The sequence below is a fragment of the Bacillus sp. FSL R5-0576 genome, assembly GCF_038004765.1.
GTDB lineage: Bacteria > Bacillota > Bacilli > Bacillales > Bacillaceae > Bacillus > Bacillus subtilis.
This window is the reverse complement of record NZ_JBBORU010000001.1, coordinates 1,057,704-1,076,743: the sequence shown is the minus strand read 5'-3', so window position 1 is coordinate 1,076,743 and position 19,040 is coordinate 1,057,704. Positions and strand designations below refer to the sequence as shown.

Below are 19,040 nucleotides of genomic sequence, written 5' to 3'. Positions count from 1 at the left end.
CGAATCAGACTCTTTTGTCACCTCACTTTCTGCTAAAATTGGATTCCCCCTTCGCTTTTTGTATGGTATGATAACTTTTAGAATAGAATGAGAAGGACGAGGTGGAAACGTGCGATATATTATTGCCTTTATTTGGACGTTCCTTTTATCACATATGGCATGCTACTTGGTTGCAAGCATGAACAGCGTTACGTATAATTTCAAAACATCATCTGTCATTGCTGTTGTACTGTATGTCTTAATCATGGTTTTAGCAGAAATCATGCCTATGAACAAAAATGCAAGCCAGCATTAAAAAGCCAAAAAACCCAAAACATTTATTGTTTTGGGTTTTTTAGTGGTCACGGCTTTCTTTTGTAAGTCCACAGCCGGTTGTGGTTTGATGTTTCGGGGAACATTTCCCCTGCTGACAGATGGACCTTTTGAGGGTTTTTAACCATGCTCCCTGTCTCGCCGATTTCTACGTAGACACCGTTATTAGGCGCTTTCTGTCCGGGCCGGAATTGGTGCTGCTGTCCCACTGTTTTTCCTCCTTTTCCTTTTTGCTGTAGTATGCGCCTAAGCGGCTGTGAATATGTTGCCATCAAAAAAACTGCTGAGTTTGGCTCAGCAGTTTTTTGATGATTCCCCTTTGTATAAAATGGCCTTCAGCAGTGCTTTTTGCACATGAAGACGGTTTTCCGCCTGCTGGAACACTGCAGAGTTCGGCCCGTCAATAATCTCCGCAGTCACTTCTTCCTCACGATGCGCAGGGAGACAATGTAAAAATGTATAGTCAGGCTTGGCATGGCTGACAAGCGCCGCATTCACCTGATAAGGCGCAAAGACAGCAAGACGTTCTTGCTCTTCCGCTTCCTGCCCCATGCTTGTAAACACATCAGAATAAATCACGTCTGCGTCTTTTACAGCTTCAATCGGATCATCTGTCAGCGTGATAGAAGAGCCGGATTGAAGTGCATATGTTTTTGCCGCTTCAGCTGCTTCATCTAACACTTCATATCCCTTTGGCGAAGCGATTGAGATATCACAGCCCATTTTCGCGCAGCCGATCATCAAGGAGTGCGCCACGTTATTTCCGTCACCGATGTATGCGACTTTTACGCCATTAAGCTTCCCTTTTATCTCCTTAATCGTCAAGAGATCCGCCAGCGCCTGGCATGGGTGGTATTTATCAGTAAGTCCATTGATCACCGGAATGTCAGCTTCTTTGGCAAGTTCCTCCACCTTTTCATGTTCAAAGGTCCGGATCATGATGGCATCCACATAGCCTGACAGCACTTTTGCCGTATCAGCGACAGTCTCACCGCGCCCCAGCTGCAGATCTTTCTGGCTTAGAAAGAGGGCGTTCCCGCCAAGCTGCGCCATGCCCGCTTCAAATGAAACACGTGTCCGCGTTGATGATTTTTCAAAAATCATCGCCAAGGTTTTGCCATGGAATATAGGCTGAATTTTGTTTTGTTTCAGCTCACCGGCTTCTGCGAGCAAGGCGTTTATATCCTCTTCACTAAGGTCCTTTAACGTTAATAAATCTTTTCCGTATAAACTGGTTTGCGTCACTGTGTGCATGTTGCCACTTCCTTTTTATAGAGGTCTTTGAGAGATACAGGCTGCGGATGGCCTGAACCGCTTTGTAAAAACGCCCGCACGGTTTCTTCTTCTGTAAAGACGGGGATGCCGTGCGTCATGGCTTCCAAACGTTCTTTGCGTGCTTCTTCAGAACCGCTCAGATTGATGTGGAGCGATTTCCCTTCCTGTTCCATCCAAGAGGCAAATGCCCCTTCATGAATTGTAAAACCTGCGTTTTCTGCTAACTCCCTCACATCTTCCGGAACGTTTTGCAAATAAATGCTTCCTTTTTGACTCCAGACTCTTGTATAGATTTTTTTCAAGGCGCTGTTAGAATCATATGCGACACACATGCCTTCTCCCGTTGATTTCATTTCCGGCCCAAGCTTGACATCCACATCCTGGATCGCATGAGAAGAAAAAACAGGGAACTTCACGGCAACTCCATGATGATTTTGAACTGCCGGATTTAGATCTTTTAAGGACGCTCCCGCTAGCAGACGTGTGGCGAGCGGAATCATCGGAACGCCCATTACTTTGCTGACGACAGGAACCGTGCGGCTCGCTCTCGGATTCACTTCAAGAACGAGTATGTTTCCATTGTCGATCACAAATTGAATGTTCATGATGCCTTTAAATGAAAGTTTTCGGGCAATTTTTTGTGCCGCATCTTTCATGCCCTGCTGCAGCCCGCTCGTGATGGACGGTCCGGGAAGAATGGCAAAGCTGTCCCCTGAATGGACACCTGCCCGTTCAATATGCTCGGTATATGTCGGGATAAAGACATCCTCGCCGTCGGAAATCAAATCAATTTCGACTTCCTTTCCAGACACATACTGATCAATCAAAATCGGGTATGGCATGCTGTCCTCATCATTCAGCAGCTGAGTAAGCTGGTCTTGCGAGTCAACAATGATCATGCCCATTCCGCCGATAACGTAAGATGGGCGGATTAACACCGGATAGCCGATCTCACTCGCTTTTGAAGCGGCTTCTTCTTTTGTATAAGCAATTTCTCCTTTTGCGTGCTTCAATCCCAGCTCGTCAAGAAGCTGATAGAATTGATCCCGATCCTCTAGCACGTCGAGCGTTTGAAATGATGTGCCAAGAAGAGTAATGCCGGCTTTTTCGAGCGCTTCAGCAGCATTGATTGCAGTTTGGCCGCCGAATTGCACAATTGCAAAATCAATATTTTCCTGCTCCGCAACGTTTACAATATGCTCCGTTGTCATCGGTTCAAAATACAGGCGATCCGCAATTTCATAATCTGTGCTGACCGTTTCCGGGTTATTGTTAATCATGATGGTTTCGAACCCAAGCTCTTGCAGTGTCAGCACACCGTGAACAGCACTATAATCAAATTCAACGCCTTGGCCGATCCGAATCGGGCCTGATCCGATAATGAGCGCGCGTTTTTTCTCTTTGCGGCTGATGTCTCCATCGGTCTCTCCGAAATATGTGGAGTAAAAATAGTTTGTTTTCGCATCAAACTCTGCTGCGCATGTATCTACGATTTTAAAGGAAGGCGTAATGCCCATCTCCTTGCGAAGCGCGCGCACCTCTTCTTCTGTTTTGCCGATCAGCGAGGCAATCGTTGCGTCTGAGAATCCCTTTTCCTTTGCTTTCTTCAATAATTCAAAAGAGAGATCGCTCCCTGCTTCCATCAGGCGGTTTTCCAATTTGATGATGTTGTCAAAGGTATGAAGGAAAAACGGATCAATTTTTGTTTTTTCATGGATGTCATCAATCGAGACGCTGCGGCTCAACAGCTCCATGACAACGAAAAATCTGCGGTCATCCGGAGTGATTGCCAAATCCCATAGCGTATCAATTGACAACCCGCTGAGCTCTGGAAGGTGTGTCCCGATATTTTTTAATTCAAGCGACACGGCTGCCTTTTGTATCGCCGCTTCTAAATTCCGTTCAATCGCCATCACTTCACCGGTGGCTTTCATTTTTGTGCCAAGCTTGCGGTCTGCGTTTTTGAATTTATCAAACGGCCAGCGCGGAAATTTGACGATCACATAGTCCAGTGCCGGTTCAAAGCTTGCGTAAGTCGAGCCTGTGAGCGGATTTTTCAGCTCGTCAAGGGTGTATCCGACTGCCAGTTTCGCGGCCATCTTCGCAATCGGATAACCGGTCGCTTTAGATGCGAGAGCCGATGACCGGCTTACACGCGGATTCACTTCAATGACGTAATATTGCTTGCTGAATGGATCAAGCGCGAATTGAATGTTGCAGCCGCCTACAACATCGAGTGCTGAGATGATCGTCAGACTTGCTGTCCGCAGCATTTGATAGTCTTCGTCTGTCAATGTTTGTGACGGCGCCACAACAATAGAGTCACCTGTATGCACGCCGACCGGATCGATATTTTCCATATTGCAGACGGTAATGCATGTGTTATTGCTGTCACGCATGACTTCATATTCAATTTCTTTAAAGCCGGCAATGCTTTTTTCGACAAGGCATTGATTGATCGGGCTTGCTAATAGCGCCTGCTTAATCATAGCTGTAAAGGCTTCTTTATCAGGGGCGATTCCTCCGCCCTTTCCGCCTAATGTGTAAGCCGGTCTGATAATAACAGGAAAACCGATGGATTCCGCAAAATGGAGGGCATCGGCCTCGTTATCAACAATTTCACTCTCCGGCACGGGCTGTTTTAATTCATTCATTAACGAACGGAATTTTTCCCGGTCCTCTCCTTTTTGTATCGTTTCAACGGATGTGCCGAGGAGCTTGACGCCGTGCTCTTTTAAAACACCCGTTTCTTCAAGCTCCACCGCTAAATTCAACGCTGTCTGACCGCCTAAATTGGCAAGAAGCCCATCAGGCCGTTCTTTCTTAATGATGGCTGTCAGGCTTTCTGCTGTCAGAGGCTCAAAATAAATTTCATCAGCGAAGGCTTCATCAGTCATAATTGTCGCCGGATTGCTGTTGACGAGAATGACCCGATAGCCCTCCTCCTTCAGCGCGATGCACCCTTGAGTGCCTGAATAATCAAATTCTGCCGCCTGCCCGATGATGATCGGGCCTGAGCCGATTACTAATATGCTTGAAATACTGGTGTCTTTAGGCATGCGCGATTTCTCTCCTTGCTGGTATCACATTCTTTAGATAATCATCAAAAATCCATTCGCTTTCCGCAGGTCCGGGATGGGCTTCCGGGTGGAATTGAACACTCATGACAGGCAGTTTTTTATGGGCAAGCCCTTCAACTGACGTATCATTGACATGATGAAACCTGATGGTGAGCTCTTCTTCATTAATCGACTGTTCATCAACCACATAGCTGTGGTTTTGGCTTGTCATAAAGACCCGTTTCGTCTCACGGTCGATGACCGTATGATTAGCTCCCCTGTGCCCGAATGGCAGCTTAAAAGTATTCCCTCCAAACGCGAGCGCGATCAGCTGATGTCCGAGACAAATGCCTAGAGTCGGAAAGCGGCTGATGATGCTTTTGATCTTTCCTAAATATGGATGGATTGCTTTCGGATCTCCAGGTCCGTTCGATAGCACAATGCCATCGGGTTTGATGTTGTATACGGCCTCCATTTGCTGGTATGGCACCACGGTAACCTTGCAGCCTCTTTTGACAAGTGATGATGCGATTGACTTTTTATAGCCAAAATCAATGAGAGCGATATGTTTATTCCCGTCACCAAATGTGCTGATTTCCTGGGCTGAAGCCTGCTCTGCCACATTCTCTGGTTGAAGGGCAATCTCAGCTCCTTCTTTAGAGGCTGTAACTGACGCACCCATCGTCCCGTTTGCCCGGATTTTCTTCACGACAGCCCTCGTATCAACATGGGTTAACAGCGGAATGTTCCATTTCTGTAAATACTCCTTGAGGCTGTATACCGCTTCATAATGAGAAAAGTGATCACACGCCTCATAGACAACTGCGGCTTTTACTTGCGGTTTCTTGCTTTCAAAATCCTTTTCATTTATGCCGTAGTTGCCAATCAGCGGGTAGGTAAATACAATAATCTGTCCCTTATATGATGGATCTGTCAGCACTTCTTGGTAGCCTGTCATTCCTGTGAAAAAAACAGCTTCTCCCGTACAGTTTTCATGGCCGTCCAGCTCGCCGCTGAACGATGTCCCATCTTCTAACACTAAATAACCTTCCATCTAACAGCCCACCTCTTGATGAATAATTAATTATAAAAATGAATTTTTATGCCTTTATATCGAAAAAAAATCACTGGTTTACAGCGGAATGATGAGCGATTGCCTGTTTCAGCTTGCTGACGGCTTCTGCTATTTCATCCTTAGTCACGGTGAGCGGCGGCAGCAGCCGAATCACGTTCGGGCCGGCCGGCAATACAAGCAAGCCTAATGTCTGCAATTCAGCAATAATGTCAGCAACCGGGCCATCACACTCAATTCCAAGCATTAATCCTTTACCTCGGATTTGTTTAACAAAAGGGCTCTTTAGCTCTGCCTCAAGCTGTCCTTTTAAAAACGCTCCTTTGTCAGCAGCCTCTTGCAAAAAGTCAGGCTGGAATACAATTTGCAATGTGGCATTCACAGCAGCCATCGCCAGCATGTTTCCTCCGAAAGTCGTTCCGTGAGAACCAGGGGTAAACGCTTCTCCAAGCTGTTTTTTTCCGATGACAGCGCCGACCGGAAAGCCGTTTCCCAATCCTTTGGCGACTGTGATGATATCCGGTGAGAGTCCGAAGTGCTCATATGCGAAGCCTTTTCCCGTCCGTCCGATGCCGGTCTGGATTTCATCAATGATGAGAAGGGCTTGCTTTTCCTTGCAAAACGACTGTACGGCTGATAAAAATTCAGCACTCGCCGGATTGACTCCTCCTTCTCCCTGCACTGTTTCAAGCATCACCGCGGCAATATCGCCTTCCTCCCCAAGAGCTTTAAAAGCAGAAGGATCATTGTATGGCAGGTAGTGAAAGCCTTCAAGCATCGGGCCGAAGCCTGTTTTGATTTTATCCTGTCCGGTCGCAGCCATCCCTGCATACGTGCGGCCATGGAACGACTGAAGAAAAGTGATGATTTTTGTTTTTCCAGTTGCTTTTCGGGCAAGCTTTATCGCACCTTCATTCGCCTCTGCGCCGCTGTTGCAGAAAAAGACAAGATCTCCTGCACTATGCGCTGCCAGCTTCTGCGCTGCTTGCTCTTGGAGACTGTTTTGAAACAGGTTGGATACGTGCCATACGCTGTCAAGCTGTTTTTTGACTGCTTCTGTCACCGCTTCATGGCAGTGTCCTAGATTTGATACCGCAATCCCCTGAATGAAATCAAGGTATGATTTGCCGTTTTGATCCTCAACGTACGTTCCCTTTGCTTTTTTGATGTCAATATCCCAACGGCCGTAGGTTTGAAACAAGCTGCTCATGAAACAGCCTCCTTTGCTTTGACGATTTTTGTCCCTTGAAAGGTTTGTTCTGCGAAGAATGAACCTTTTCCGTTTACGATCATGACTTCAGACACCTGATCTGATAAAGCTGACAAGGCTGAATTGACCTTCGGGATCATCCCTCCGGTGATCACTTCCTGCTTGATCAGCATCTGAATCTCCTTAGGGGTCAGGACGTCCAGACGTTGCTTTTCCTTCATGATTCCATCGACATCCGTGACGAACATCAGCTTATCGGCTTCAAGCGCTCCGGCGACTGCTGAAGCAGCCAGATCAGCATTTACATTCAGCGTTTTGCAGTCGCTTGTCATAGACAGCGGCGCAATAACGGGGATGATGCCATTTTCCATCAGCGCGTTCACCATGGACGCATCGACTTTTTTGATTTCTCCCACTTCTCCGTATGTTTCCGGATCTAGATAATCAGCCTCCAAAAGACCTCCATCCTTACCAGAAATGCCTGCGGCTCGCAGTCCGTGTTTGGCAAGCTCAGCAACGAAAAATTTATTGACAGAACCGGATAAAACCATTTCCGCCACTTCCAGCACCGGCTTCGTTGTTTTCCTCTGTCCGCCCGAAAACTCTGTCTTGATATTTAACCGTTTCAGCATATTTGTGATTTCCGGTCCCCCGCCATGTACGATCGCCAGCTTCCAGCCTGATGCCATCAGCTCTTTCAGATTTTGAAAAAATTCCTCCGACAGCTCACGGATGACACTTCCCCCGCATTTAAAAACGATTGTTTTCTTCATTTCGCTCCCCTTTATTACGTGCGATAGCTCGCGTTAATTTTGATATAGTCATAGGTCAGGTCACAGCCCCACGCTCTCCCGTTTCCGTCCCCTTCATCCATCTTGATGACAATGGTGATTTCATCTTCTTCAAGGTATTCCTTGGCGATAGATTCAGAGAATGGCTGAGGTTCGTTATTCTTAAACAGGCATTGGCCGCCAAGATAAACCTCTACTTCTTCTGCCGTCACCTGTGCTGCGGAGTGTCCAATGGCTCCGATGATCCGCCCCCAGTTGGCATCTGTTCCGTATACTGCCGTTTTTACAAGATTTGAGCCGACAATCTTTTTGGCAATGACGTTTGCATCAAGATTGTTTTTCGCTCCCTGCACTTGGGCTTCAATTAGTTTTGTCGCGCCTTCTCCGTCTCTGGCAATCTCTTTAGCCAGATCCTCACAAGTGAGCAAGAGCGCTTTTTTAAAGACCGGCCAGTCTGGATGGTCTTCTGTCAGGCACTCGTTTTCGGCGCAGCCATTCGCCATAACTAATACCATATCGTTCGTGGATGTTTCTCCGTCAACTGTGATTTGGTTAAATGAAACGTCAGTGATTTCCCGAAGCGCCTTTTGCAGCGCTTTTTCTTCAATTGCCGCGTCAGTTGTCACAAATCCCAGCATCGTGGCCATGTTCGGATGTATCATCCCTGAGCCTTTGGCCGCTCCGCCGATCGTGACTGTTTTGCCGCCGATTGCCAGCTCATAGCACGTCTGCTTAATCACCGTATCTGTTGTTAAGATCGCTTCCTCAAAATCGCCTGATCCCGCAGGTGTTTCTTTCAGCAGCTCGATCCCCGCGTGGATTTTTTCCATGTCTAAATGCTCGCCGATGACACCCGTTGATGAAACAGCGACAAGCTCCGGCTCAATGCCAAGCTGTGAAGCAAAGCTCTCCCGCATTGTGTATGCGTCCTTTAGGCCCTGTTCTCCCGTGCAGGCGTTGGCAATGGCGCTGTTGACGATGACGGCTTTCAGTGTCGGTCCGTGCTTTAAGCTGTCTTGTGTCACTTTGATCGGAGCAGCCTGAAAGTGGCTTTGGGTATAAACTGCTGCACTCACAGCCGGTGTCTCGCTGATAATGACGCCGAGGTCTTTTTTCGAGTAGCGCAGCCCGCAATGCACACCCTTTGCCTGAAACCCTTTTGGCGAGGATACATCACCTGTTACTTTTACAATTTGATCTTCACTTAACTGAATCATGGTTCGATTCTCTCCCGTTCTATGGATAAATTGGCGTGATGGTGAGTCCAGTTTCTTCATTCCAGCCATTCATCAAATTAAAGTTTTGCACTGCCTGACCGGCGGCACCCTTCATTAAATTATCGATTACCGAGACGATCGTGACTCTGTTCGTTCTCTCATCGAGGGTCACGGCGATATCACAGAAATTGCTGCCGTACACTTCTTTCGTTTGCGGGTACTGACCTTTTGGCCTCACTCTCACAAAATATGAATCTTGGTAAAATTCCGAATATAAATCATGCAGGCCATCTGCGGATAGATCACAGGTTAATCTGGTATACATCGTCGCCATGATGCCCCTTGTCATCGGAACCAAGTGAGCCGAAAATGTAATGGGCCCGAGACCTGGCTGCCATTCATTCAGCGCCTGCTCAATTTCCGGCGTGTGCTGATGTTCATTGACTTTGTAAATTTTAAAATTGTCGTTCAGCTCAGAAAAATGGGTTCCCATGGATGCTTTTCTTCCCGCTCCGGAAACACCCGTCTTCGCGTCAACGATAACGAAAGATTCATCGAGCAGTTTCTTTTGAGCCAATGGCGCGAGGCCAAGCAAAACAGCTGTTGGAAAACAGCCTGGATTGGCAATGAGTTTCGCCTGTTGAATTTGCTGTTGATTCAGTTCTGCCAGACCGTATACCGCCTCTTGAATCACCGCCTTCGGTGCCGCTGTCCGTTTATACCATTTTTCATATTCAGCCGGTTCTTGTATCCTCAGATCACCTGACAGATCAATAACCGGAATTCCCGCGTCTGCCAGCTTTGGAGTCAATTCACTTGATACTCCGGGCGGCGCAGCGAGAAACATGATATCTATTTCGTGTTTGATCGTATTCATATCAATCGGCTTCAGCTGCTGATCCGCTAAGCCGGTAAGATGAGGATAACCCTCGCTATAGACATTCCCTTCTCCGCTGGATGAATAAAGTATGCATTCCTCTGCATGAGGATGTTGCGAAAGAATCCTGACAAGTTCGGTGCCTCCATATCCTGTAGCACCTACAATTCCTATTTTCAAAACAAGTTCACCCTCTTGGTCTTTGTGAAATTATTTAACATTATAACATGAATAAAAATTAATTCAATCGTATATTTAATATTTTTATTCATTTATAAATTTTCTGTTCAATGGAAATTCCGCTCAAAAAAATCAGCATGACTTCAGCACAAAAACGTTGATGCGGCGCCGCATTTCAGCCGCATAAAAAAACAGGCTGACCGCGTCAGCCTGTTTTCATCATCATCAATCCACTCAAAAAATATAGAATAGAGCTTGCATAAAAAATCATTTGCACTGTAAAAAAGTCAGCGAGAAAGCCCCCGAGCATAATGGCTGCTGCTGAAAAGACAGCTGTCCAAAAATGGTAATTTCCAATCTTCTTTCCACGCTCTCCGCTGTCTGTAAAATTAGCGATCAGCACTTTTTCTCCATGCTTTTGCATCGCTCCAAAGAGCCCTAACAGCACTTGGACGATGTACACTTGAACGACGCTTCCGATATGCGGGACATATAAAAGCAGAACAGCCATCCCCCACGAGTTCAGAAGCAGAAAATAACGGCTGTCAAACCTTTCAGACAGCCGTCCGAGGAGCGGGTAAATGAGCGCTCCGCTCAACCCGAACAATCCGTAGGAAAAACCGAACTGTGTGTAGCTTGAGCCGATATTTTTCACAAACAGAATATAAAACGGAAAGATTAAGCTGCTTGCGAAAAACACGCTGCTTTGTGATAATGTCAGCCATTTTAATTTGTTTTTCCCCATTATTTATACCTCTGATAAAAGTAATTCATAAAGCGCTCATCCGGGTCATAGGTTCGTTTTTTCTGAAAAAACGCTTCACTTTTCGGATATGCCTGTCTCATTTGCTCTTTTGTCTGGTAGGTCATATAAGGCAGATAATAGCTGCCGCCGTGCTTGATGGCAACGTCTGTCATGCGCCTGATGATTCGGGCAGTATCTGCCTGGTCTTCTTTTGAAAAGCCCTCGTTTATTAATAGCACGAGCGAAAACATATCGTCCTTCGCATAGGAAAGGTCGGCCTTTTCATTTTTCTGCACGTAGCGGATCGTAATGTTCAGCAAGTTCAGATCTTCGTCCGACAGCGTTTGTCTCAGGTCATCAATATAGGACCCATACTCCTTCACGGGCACAAAGTATTCTTGCAAAACATCTGTGTTGTCATTGTTTTCATACTCAAGAAACTTTGATTCGGACCGCATGACGTTATTGCGTGAAATCTCTGTGCCGTTTTGGCTCAGGAAATAGGATTGCTGTGTGTCCCACAGCCAATTCCTGCCCCATTCATACCGTCTTGACAAACCGAGTGCAAACTTTGTGGCTCCCGTATACTCATCTTCTTTGAGATCGCTGTATGATGGCAGTTGATCCTGATGATCAGCCAATACGTAATTTGTGACATACATGTCTTTCAGAAATCCTTTTTTCGCTGTTGAAATTCGCGCCAGGTGCATTCGGACATCTGGATTTCCTTTTACATGCTTTGAAAAATAGTCTGCGTATGTGCTGTAATTCATTTTTTCTGTCTTCATGACATACAGCTCATCATCTGTCAGCTCAAGCGTTACATCAAGAATCACGCCAAAAAGGCCGTACCCTCCGATGACCGCCGTAAACAAATCATCTTTTGGAGTGACAGTGATAATCGTCCCGTCAGCTTTTAAAAGCCGGAATGATTTGACTGTATCAATCAGCGAGCCGTAGCGAATATCACGCCCGTGTGCATTTGCGCTGAGAGATCCGCCGATTGTAAAAATGTTTTGTGACTGCATGACTTTTACCGCGAGTCCGTATGGATTCACGTATTTCTGGATATCATTCCACGTTGCACCGCTTTGCACCCTGATGGTTTTCTTCTCTTGATCGAGTGACAGGATTTTGTTGTAGCCCGTCATGTCGAGAACGATGCCGTCCTCATAATATGTATGGCCGCCCATGGAGTGCTGGGCCCCGGCGATTGAAATTTTTATGTTTTTTCGATTTGCCTCTTTGACTGTGTCAATGAGCGTTTCCTCTTCCTGCCCTTTCACTGTCTGCTTTATTTTTACAGGCATCAGGCGGCTGACATCCGTCATCTCGCTTGTGGCTGTTTTTTGCTCTGAGTTCACAGAGTACGCAAACAGGGCCGCATACGCGCCAGTACAAAGCGCGAATGCAAGCAATTTCTTTTTCATAGTGCTCTCCCTGCTGTTTTTATGACCATTATACCATGACTGCGTCCTCATTTTTCCAAATTATCTTCTTGCCCGTTTTTCGGCACGGCGGTCGGCGACGATAAAGCAGGCGTGAATCGCGCCCGGCAGCCAAAAGATACAGGTCAATATGAGATTCAGCAAGGCCTGAAACGGTTTTCCCGAAAACAAAACAGCAAGCGGCGGGCATAAAACTGCCAGCAGGTACATCATTTCCTTTCACTCCTTTCAGCTGTAAAAAAGGACAGCCTCACATGTCAGGCTGTCCTCTTTTGTTTTATTGAATGCCAAGCGCAATTTTTGCGTATCTGGACATTTTATCCCTAGTCCAAGGCGGATTCCATACAATGTGAACCTCTGTGTCTTTCACTTCAGGAAGGTCCGCTAATGCTTTTTTCACCTCATCCACGATAATCGGCGCTAAAGGGCATCCCATTGATGTCAGTGTCATCGTCACGTGCGTTAAGCCGTCTTCATCCATGTCAACATCGTATACCAAACCAAGGTTCACGATATCAACGCCAAGCTCAGGATCGACAACCTGTTCTAGGGCGCCCATGATGTTTTCTTTTAATGCTTCTTCCACGTTCCCTCACTCCTTTTTTCTACAGTATAACGTAAATTCAGCCCTTGTTAATAACTTCGTGCTTTATAAGTACGTTTCAAACCATTCAATCGTTTTTAACACAGCTGCCCGCGGGACTTTATGGTCAGCGTTTTCATCTCCGATAAATTGCAGGCGTTCCGGCTGCTCGCTGTAATGGGATTTGATCGTGTCATAAAATTTCCGGGTCGGCGCGTAAGGCACGACCTTATCTTTTGCGCCGTGCCAAAATAAAAGCGGGCGCTGTTGCAGTTTCTCCGGCTGAAGGCTGAGATCCCGCAATTCGAGACGTTTCATCAGCACCTGTACCTTCTCTTCCGGCACATCGATTTCAATGCCCTGAGATTGAATATGGTCAATCTGCTGCTGAAACAGCTCCACGTAATTGGGGCTTCCCATCAGGCTGACGCCGGCTTTTATCCAATCATATGCAGTCAAAGCGCCAAGCGTTGTGATGCCGCCCATTGACGTGCCTGCGAGACCGATGCGGCCGCCGTCTATCAGGCCCTCTTTTTCAAAATGGTTTTTAAGTACGCCGATCTCTTCAATCTCGTTAAGGACGATATCCCAAAAATGCCCCGCCAGCTCTTCGACAGCCATTTCTTCTCCCCGTTCCCCATGGTGCAAAGCCTCCGGCAGAACGGCTCTAAAACCCTTCTCCGCAAGCAGATAAGCAATATGAAGGTTGTGTTCCTTCGCGCTTGTAAAACCATGTATAAAGATCACGAGAGGAACAGCGCGGTGCCTGTTCTCTTCCTTTACAATATGTAAAAACGGAATACCGGAAACGGTTTGATTCTCAATTTGTATCACAATGTGCCCCTCCTTAGGATAACCATAATCATAAGTGTAACATGTAGACAATAAAGATGGTAAAAAGCTACACTGTAAGTAAGGCAAAACAAGCAAAATCTAAGGTTAAAGGAGCTTTTCATGGAGACAAAACCCTATTTAATCGCATTAGATTTAGATGGAACATTATTAAAGGATGATAAAACCATATCTGAAAACACCCTTCATACGATACAGCGCCTAAAAGATGACGGGCATTATGTCTGCATCTCAACAGGCCGTCCGTATCGTTCAAGTTCCATGTACTACCAGCAGATGGAGTTGACAACGCCAATTGTCAATTTTAACGGAGCATTTGTCCATCATCCGCAAGACGACAGATGGGGACGGTATCATACGTCACTGCCGCTTGATGTTGTCAAACAGCTCGTGGATATCAGCGAGAGCTACAACGTACATAACGTGCTTGCTGAAGTGATTGACGACGTATACTTTCATTACCATGATGAGCACCTGATAGATGCCTTTAACATGAACACAACAAATGTAACGGTCGGAGACTTGCGGGAAAATCTTGGTGAAGATGTGACGTCTGTACTCATACATGCAAAAGAAGAGGATGTGCCGGCAATACGCTCATATTTATCAGATGTGCATGCCGAGGTAATCGACCATAGAAGATGGGCTGCACCGTGGCATGTCATTGAAATTATCAAAAGCGGCATGAATAAAGCGGTCGGCCTTCAGAAAATCAGCGATTATTACGGCGTGCCGAGGGAGCGGATCATTGCTTTCGGGGATGAGGATAACGATTTGGAAATGCTTGAATTTGCAGGCTGCGGCGTTGCAATGGGAAATGGAATTGACGCGGTCAAGCAGATTGCCAACCGAACAACGGCTACAAATGAAGAGGACGGCGTTGCAAGGTTTTTGAAAGAATATTTCTCACTTTAAAGAAGGTCCGTATTAATTTTTCCCACTCATAAACCTTACTTTGCCCCACCATACTATTGAAGACGACTCATCTCGTCAAAGTATGGAAGGGGGCAGTCTCAAAATGGGTAAACGAAGCAAATCCAGAAGGTTTATTCAGCAGGGTAAAGACTCCATCGGGCTACACGCCGCAAGATTTCCATATCGGTCTACTTTAGAAGAAGCTCACCAGCATGCCGCGGCACGAGACTCGGCCGAAAGCCAGGTTGAATATTAAATGAGAAATGAACTGTTTCAGCAGGCAAAATCATTTGTTCAACAGGCGGTCATGGTGACAAACGGCTTTGAGGAAGGCGATCAGGAGCAAGCGATTCTGAGAGCCAAAAATGCTGTATCTTCTGCGTATGCCAATTCGACAGATGCGGAACGTCAACAGCTGCATCAATTTCAAAATCAGCTGGACAAACTCCAATAAAAAAAGGCTATGGCGACTCGCCATAGCCTCTTATTTGACTTCAAACTGCTGAACAGCCTGAACCTGCTTGAGATTTTCCGCCCTGCCCTTAAATGTCACCTTTACCTCATAGGTTCCGGGCTCCGGGACTTCCTTCCACACATCAGAGAAATCATATGTTTCTCCAGATTCAAGCGTCAGGTTTTGAAAAGCCTGCGTAAACATTTTGTCTTTCGAATAACGGTATCTTTCTTTGTGCTCAGAATCATACACGACAAGTTCAAATTTTTGCCCTGTGCTGAATTGAAACTCAATAGCACGTTCGCTTTGGTTCTTCAGCGACATGTTAAACTTGATTTGTTCAGGCTCCTGAATTGCGTCAATAGATAAAACAACCTCTTGATTCTCCATTCCGCCTGATACCTCCTTATCGGGTTCTGTCTGCTCATCTTTCCCGCAGCCTATCAAAAGCAGCACGGGGAGGAGCATCACAAGCAGCCGTTTCACGACTTCCACCTGCTTTCGTCAGTCTTTTCTAAAGAAACCAAAAATCCCTGTCGTTTGAACAATGTTCGTAAATGCTTTCGGATCAACTTCTTTGACGATCTTTTCTAAATCGTACAGTTCATACCTCGTGATGACGATAATCATCATTTCTTTCTGTTCGTTCGTAAAAGCTCCTTTTGCCGGAACAGTTGTGATGCCGCGCACCATTTTTCCGTAAATGGCTTCCTTGATTTCGTCCGCCTTTTTCGTCACGATCATTGCCGTGAGCTTCATGTGGCGAGTGTGAATGGCGTCGATCACCCTTGTTGTCACATACAGCGTAACCAGGGTATATAATGCTTTCTCCCAACCTTGCAATAATCCTGCCGTCAAGATGATAATCCCGTTCAGAATGAAGAAATACGTGCCGACGGGTTTATCCTTCCACTTTGCAAGCACCATGGCGACGATATCAAGCCCGCCTGTCGAAGCTCCGTATTTTAATGTTAAGCCGATACCGACTGCTGAAATGACGCCGCCGAACACCGCGTTCAGCAAAATGTCATGTGACAGGCTTGTTTCCGGCAGGATCCCCATAAACAGAGTAGTGAGTGCGACACTTAAAATGCTGTACACTGTAAACGATTTGCCGACCTTCAGCCATCCTAAAATACCGACCGGAATGTTTAAGAGGAACAAGAGCGTTCCCGTCGATATGTAAAAGGGGGCATATTGATCAACGACGCTTGATAAAAGCTGGGCAACACCTGTAAATCCGCTGGCATATACATCTGCAGGTATCAAAAATAAGTTCAGCCCGGCAGCATTGAGTAAAGCGCCGATGATGACGATGAGTAATTTTTTTGTTTGATCTAGTACCATGGCATGTTCCTCCGCTCTTTCTTCTTTATTATGTTTTCCCTTAAAACAAATATTTGAACACGATTTTGGCAAATTAATATGATATAGTTGGCTTAACTCTCATGATAACGAGCGATAACGGAAAGAAGGGAAGCAATATGACAGTTCATCTCATCGCTGACAGCGCCACTGATTTGCCTCGTTCTTATTTTGAAGAAAAAGGCATTGGCTTTATTCCACTCAGGGTTTCTCTCGGCGATAAAGAATTCGAAGATGCAGTCACAATTCAAGCGGATCAAATATTTGAAGCGATGCAAAATGGAGAAACGCCTAAGACGTCCCAAGCCTCACCGCAAACGATTAAAAATGTGTTTTTGCAATATGCCGAAACAGGTGATCCCGCTCTTTACATTGCCTTTTCCTCAGGTCTCTCCGGCACGTATCAGACAGCTGTAATGATCGCCAATGAAGTGAAGGAGGAATTCCCCGATTTCGATTTGCGGGTCATTGATTCCAAATGCGCTTCATTAGGATACGGTCTGGCTGTCCGGCATGCTGCCGATCTCTGTATCAACGGGAATACAATACAAGAAATTGAAACGTCTGTAAAGAACTTTTGCAGCCAGCTTGAACACATTTTTACCGTTGATGATTTAACATATCTCGCGAGGGGCGGCCGGATATCCAAAACGTCCGCTTTTGTCGGCGGCCTGTTGAATATTAAACCGCTGCTTCAGATGGAGGACGGCAAGCTTGTGCCTCTGGAAAAAATTCGCGGACAGAAGAAACTTTTCAAACGGATCATCGAGCTTATGAAAGAGCGCGGGGATGATTGGAGCAATCAAACCGTCGGGATCAGCTACGCCGCGAACAAAGAAAAAGCCACGGACATGAAACACCTGATTGAGGAAGCGTTCAAGCCGAAAGAAATCATTATGCATCCAATCAGTTCAGCAATCGGCTCGCATGCTGGCCCAGGTACATTGGCGATATTCTTTTTAAGAAAATGAGCAAACAAAAACAGTCAGACTCTGTGTCCTGACTGTTTTTGCTTGCTCATAGAATGCCGACAGCCTCATACGCCTTTTCGACTGAAGCTGATTGCTTCGAGCCTTCACCGTATAAATCATTGGCAGCTTCAATCGCCGCTTGCTTCATCATGCTGAAATCTGTAGATGCCGTTACATAATATGTTAAAGCCCGATAGTAAATTTGTTCACTTGCTTCACGCCCAATCCCTTCAACCTGTACATCGTGGTGCACGCCTCCTTCTGCAAGAAGATAAGCTGTTTTATTGTGAATGGACGAATTGATATGGACTCCGCCATAATCCTCTGTTCCTGTGTAGCGGTTCGAGTAATGATCTGGATTTCCCTGCTTAGATGGGTCCTCCAATGACCGCAATGAATCTCCTGCAATATCCGGAGTATAGACATCTTCGCCGATCTCCCAATCATCACGGTCAGCCATCGCGCCCATAATGTCAGAAATGGACTCATTTAATGCACCGGGTTCTCCTTGATATAAAAGACCGGCGGAATACTGTGTGACTGCGTGTGTGATTTCATGCGCGACAATGTCGAGCGATCCAGACAGCGGATTAAATTTCGAACCGTCTCCATCCCCGTATACCATCTGGACACCGTTCCACGCAGCATTGTTCCATTGTTTGCCGACATGCACGGTAGACGTAATCCTTGCTCCGTTTTGATCAAAAGAATCACGGCCAAATGTCTTGCTGTAATAATCGTAAACGGCTTGCGCATTTGCGTGTGCGTCTACAGCCGCAGGTTCATTAAATACGGACGTGCCGCTGACTATTTCTTTGCCCGTATACCCGATCAGTTGAGACAAAAGCGTAAACAAGGTTTCGTTCAGGTTCTTCGCGTCAAACGTATTGATCCCTTTTCCCCTTGTTTCGTCAGCCAAATAAAAGCGCCCATTTTGTTCTGTGACGTCAAAGCTTTTTTCATCACCTGACACGCCGATTCCTGTACCTGCCGCTTCATGAATGGCATTAAAGGACTCAATGACCTTTCCGTTTTTGGCATCGATGAAATAATGCCAATAGCCAGGCTCAGGTTCAGATGTCGAGAGTCTGACAAGGTAGGCGAGATCATATTCACCGTCGTGTGGATAGATATATAATTCGCCTTTTGGTTCCCCATCAAGATATTCGATTTTTCCAATGGAAGCCTCGAGCTCACGCCTTGCTGCATGTATTGCTTTTTTCTCAGAAATAGACGGTGTGATGGAGACGTCCTTGATTTGCGGATGCACCTTTCCAAAGAAACTTTTCACTTGTTTGTTTTCCTTTATCGCGACCGCTTGTTCAAAGCCGTAAATCGGAATTCCTTTGTAAACCTCCGTTAATTTAAAAAACGTTTGTTTTGTCTTTGGATCCTTTATGGTTTTCGAAACGCGAAAATGGCTGTTCGCATTCCCTTTGAGCTTAAACTGCGTTTGATGCTTGTCAAGATAGGAAAATAGCGATTCTTTCTGGGTTGTGTTTTGTATCGGCTTCTGCGGTGACTTTTCGATGATGTATGAAGGGGTTTGATACGTATGGTCGTATTTGATGCTTTGATCAGCTGAGGCATGTGTTACAAAAACCATTTGGGCCGCCGTGCATAAGCCGGCCAGTAATAGAGATGTCTTGGTCAGGTTGCGCAAAACACCACATCCTTCCTATTTTGGAATCTACCATTTTTCTTCATCCTATCA

21 protein-coding genes are annotated in these 19,040 nt (G+C 46.1%); 5 read left to right on the top strand and 16 right to left on the bottom strand.

The genetic code is table 11. The features are described from left to right. The first annotated feature begins 109 nt into the window (after positions 1-109). Positions 110-295 (top strand): YjzD family protein, encoded by a 186-nt coding sequence (locus tag NX903_RS05510; RefSeq protein WP_003245236.1) that lies wholly within the window; start codon positions 110-112, stop codon positions 293-295. Positions 296-341: 46 nt separating this feature from the next. Here NX903_RS05510 and NX903_RS05505 read toward each other — a convergent pair whose 3' ends face one another. The 13 genes from NX903_RS05505 to NX903_RS05445 all read right to left on the bottom strand — a co-directional run bounded on the left by NX903_RS05505 (position 342) and on the right by NX903_RS05445 (position 13,603). Then, a complete protein-coding gene (locus tag NX903_RS05505) occupies positions 342-521 on the bottom strand; it encodes a YjzC family protein (RefSeq protein ID WP_003245356.1) in 180 nt (59 codons plus the stop codon). 85 nt (positions 522-606) lie between these two features. Then, complete coding sequence (gene argF, locus NX903_RS05500; protein WP_086343700.1) at positions 607-1,566, bottom strand: ornithine carbamoyltransferase; 960 nt, start codon at positions 1,564-1,566, stop codon at positions 607-609. Then, entirely contained in the window at positions 1,554-4,646 is a 3,093-nt protein-coding gene (locus tag NX903_RS05495) for a carbamoyl phosphate synthase large subunit (RefSeq protein ID WP_086343699.1), read from the bottom strand. Before NX903_RS05495 ends, argF begins: the two co-directional genes overlap by 13 nt. Beyond that, positions 4,639-5,700: a carbamoyl phosphate synthase small subunit gene (locus NX903_RS05490; RefSeq protein ID WP_086343698.1), complete on the bottom strand. Its 1,062-nt coding sequence runs from the start codon at positions 5,698-5,700 to the stop codon at positions 4,639-4,641. Before NX903_RS05490 ends, NX903_RS05495 begins: the two co-directional genes overlap by 8 nt. A gap of 70 nt (positions 5,701-5,770) precedes the next feature. Then, positions 5,771-6,928 (bottom strand): acetylornithine transaminase, encoded by a 1,158-nt coding sequence (locus tag NX903_RS05485; protein WP_024571946.1) that lies wholly within the window; start codon positions 6,926-6,928, stop codon positions 5,771-5,773. Further along, a complete protein-coding gene (gene argB, locus NX903_RS05480) occupies positions 6,925-7,701 on the bottom strand; it encodes an acetylglutamate kinase (protein WP_014476417.1) in 777 nt (258 codons plus the stop codon). Before argB ends, NX903_RS05485 begins: the two co-directional genes overlap by 4 nt. Before the next feature lie 14 nt (positions 7,702-7,715). Beyond that, entirely contained in the window at positions 7,716-8,936 is a 1,221-nt protein-coding gene (argJ, locus tag NX903_RS05475) for a bifunctional ornithine acetyltransferase/N-acetylglutamate synthase (RefSeq protein WP_086343697.1), read from the bottom strand. Between the two features lie 19 nt (positions 8,937-8,955). After that, a complete protein-coding gene (gene argC, locus NX903_RS05470) occupies positions 8,956-9,993 on the bottom strand; it encodes an N-acetyl-gamma-glutamyl-phosphate reductase (protein ID WP_086343696.1) in 1,038 nt (345 codons plus the stop codon). Positions 9,994-10,198: 205 nt separating this feature from the next. Then, positions 10,199-10,738, bottom strand: coding sequence for an MFS transporter (locus tag NX903_RS05465; protein WP_003232993.1), 540 nt, complete (start codon positions 10,736-10,738; stop codon positions 10,199-10,201). Next, positions 10,738-12,168 (bottom strand): FAD-binding oxidoreductase, encoded by a 1,431-nt coding sequence (locus NX903_RS05460; protein WP_029946354.1) that lies wholly within the window; start codon positions 12,166-12,168, stop codon positions 10,738-10,740. Before NX903_RS05460 ends, NX903_RS05465 begins: the two co-directional genes overlap by 1 nt. Positions 12,169-12,228: 60 nt before the next feature. Further along, a complete protein-coding gene (locus NX903_RS05455; RefSeq protein ID WP_003232996.1) occupies positions 12,229-12,399 on the bottom strand; it encodes a YqaE/Pmp3 family membrane protein in 171 nt (56 codons plus the stop codon). A gap of 64 nt (positions 12,400-12,463) precedes the next feature. Then, complete coding sequence (locus NX903_RS05450) at positions 12,464-12,772, bottom strand: metal-sulfur cluster assembly factor (RefSeq protein WP_014479422.1); 309 nt, start codon at positions 12,770-12,772, stop codon at positions 12,464-12,466. A 63-nt stretch (positions 12,773-12,835) separates the two neighbouring features. Beyond that, positions 12,836-13,603: a prolyl oligopeptidase family serine peptidase gene (locus NX903_RS05445; protein WP_086343695.1), complete on the bottom strand. Its 768-nt coding sequence runs from the start codon at positions 13,601-13,603 to the stop codon at positions 12,836-12,838. 120 nt (positions 13,604-13,723) lie between these two features. On the opposite strand from NX903_RS05445, the gene yitU reads away from it, so the two are divergent. From yitU to NX903_RS05430, 3 genes are all read left to right on the top strand, one after another. Continuing rightward, entirely contained in the window at positions 13,724-14,536 is an 813-nt protein-coding gene (gene yitU, locus NX903_RS05440) for a 5-amino-6-(5-phospho-D-ribitylamino)uracil phosphatase YitU (protein ID WP_086343694.1), read from the top strand. 103 nt (positions 14,537-14,639) lie between these two features. Then, a complete protein-coding gene (locus NX903_RS05435; RefSeq protein ID WP_017695668.1) occupies positions 14,640-14,792 on the top strand; it encodes a hypothetical protein in 153 nt (50 codons plus the stop codon). Further along, positions 14,793-14,990, top strand: coding sequence for a DUF3813 domain-containing protein (locus NX903_RS05430; RefSeq protein WP_003245613.1), 198 nt, complete (start codon positions 14,793-14,795; stop codon positions 14,988-14,990). It begins immediately after the preceding gene. A gap of 30 nt (positions 14,991-15,020) precedes the next feature. On the opposite strand, the gene NX903_RS05425 is transcribed toward NX903_RS05430, so the two are convergent. After that, entirely contained in the window at positions 15,021-15,476 is a 456-nt protein-coding gene (locus tag NX903_RS05425) for a BsuPI-related putative proteinase inhibitor (RefSeq protein ID WP_014479419.1), read from the bottom strand. 18 nt (positions 15,477-15,494) lie between these two features. Beyond that, positions 15,495-16,337, bottom strand: coding sequence for a YitT family protein (locus NX903_RS05420; RefSeq protein ID WP_003245017.1), 843 nt, complete (start codon positions 16,335-16,337; stop codon positions 15,495-15,497). A 137-nt stretch (positions 16,338-16,474) separates the two neighbouring features. On the opposite strand from NX903_RS05420, the gene NX903_RS05415 reads away from it, so the two are divergent. Then, positions 16,475-17,326, top strand: coding sequence for a DegV family protein (locus NX903_RS05415; RefSeq protein ID WP_015252379.1), 852 nt, complete (start codon positions 16,475-16,477; stop codon positions 17,324-17,326). A gap of 46 nt (positions 17,327-17,372) precedes the next feature. Here the strand turns inward: NX903_RS05415 and nprB are convergent, their stop codons facing one another. Continuing rightward, positions 17,373-18,989, bottom strand: a complete 1,617-nt coding sequence (gene nprB / locus NX903_RS05410; protein WP_086343693.1) for a neutral protease NprB — start codon at positions 18,987-18,989, stop codon at positions 17,373-17,375. Between the last annotated feature and the right edge of the window lie 51 nt (positions 18,990-19,040).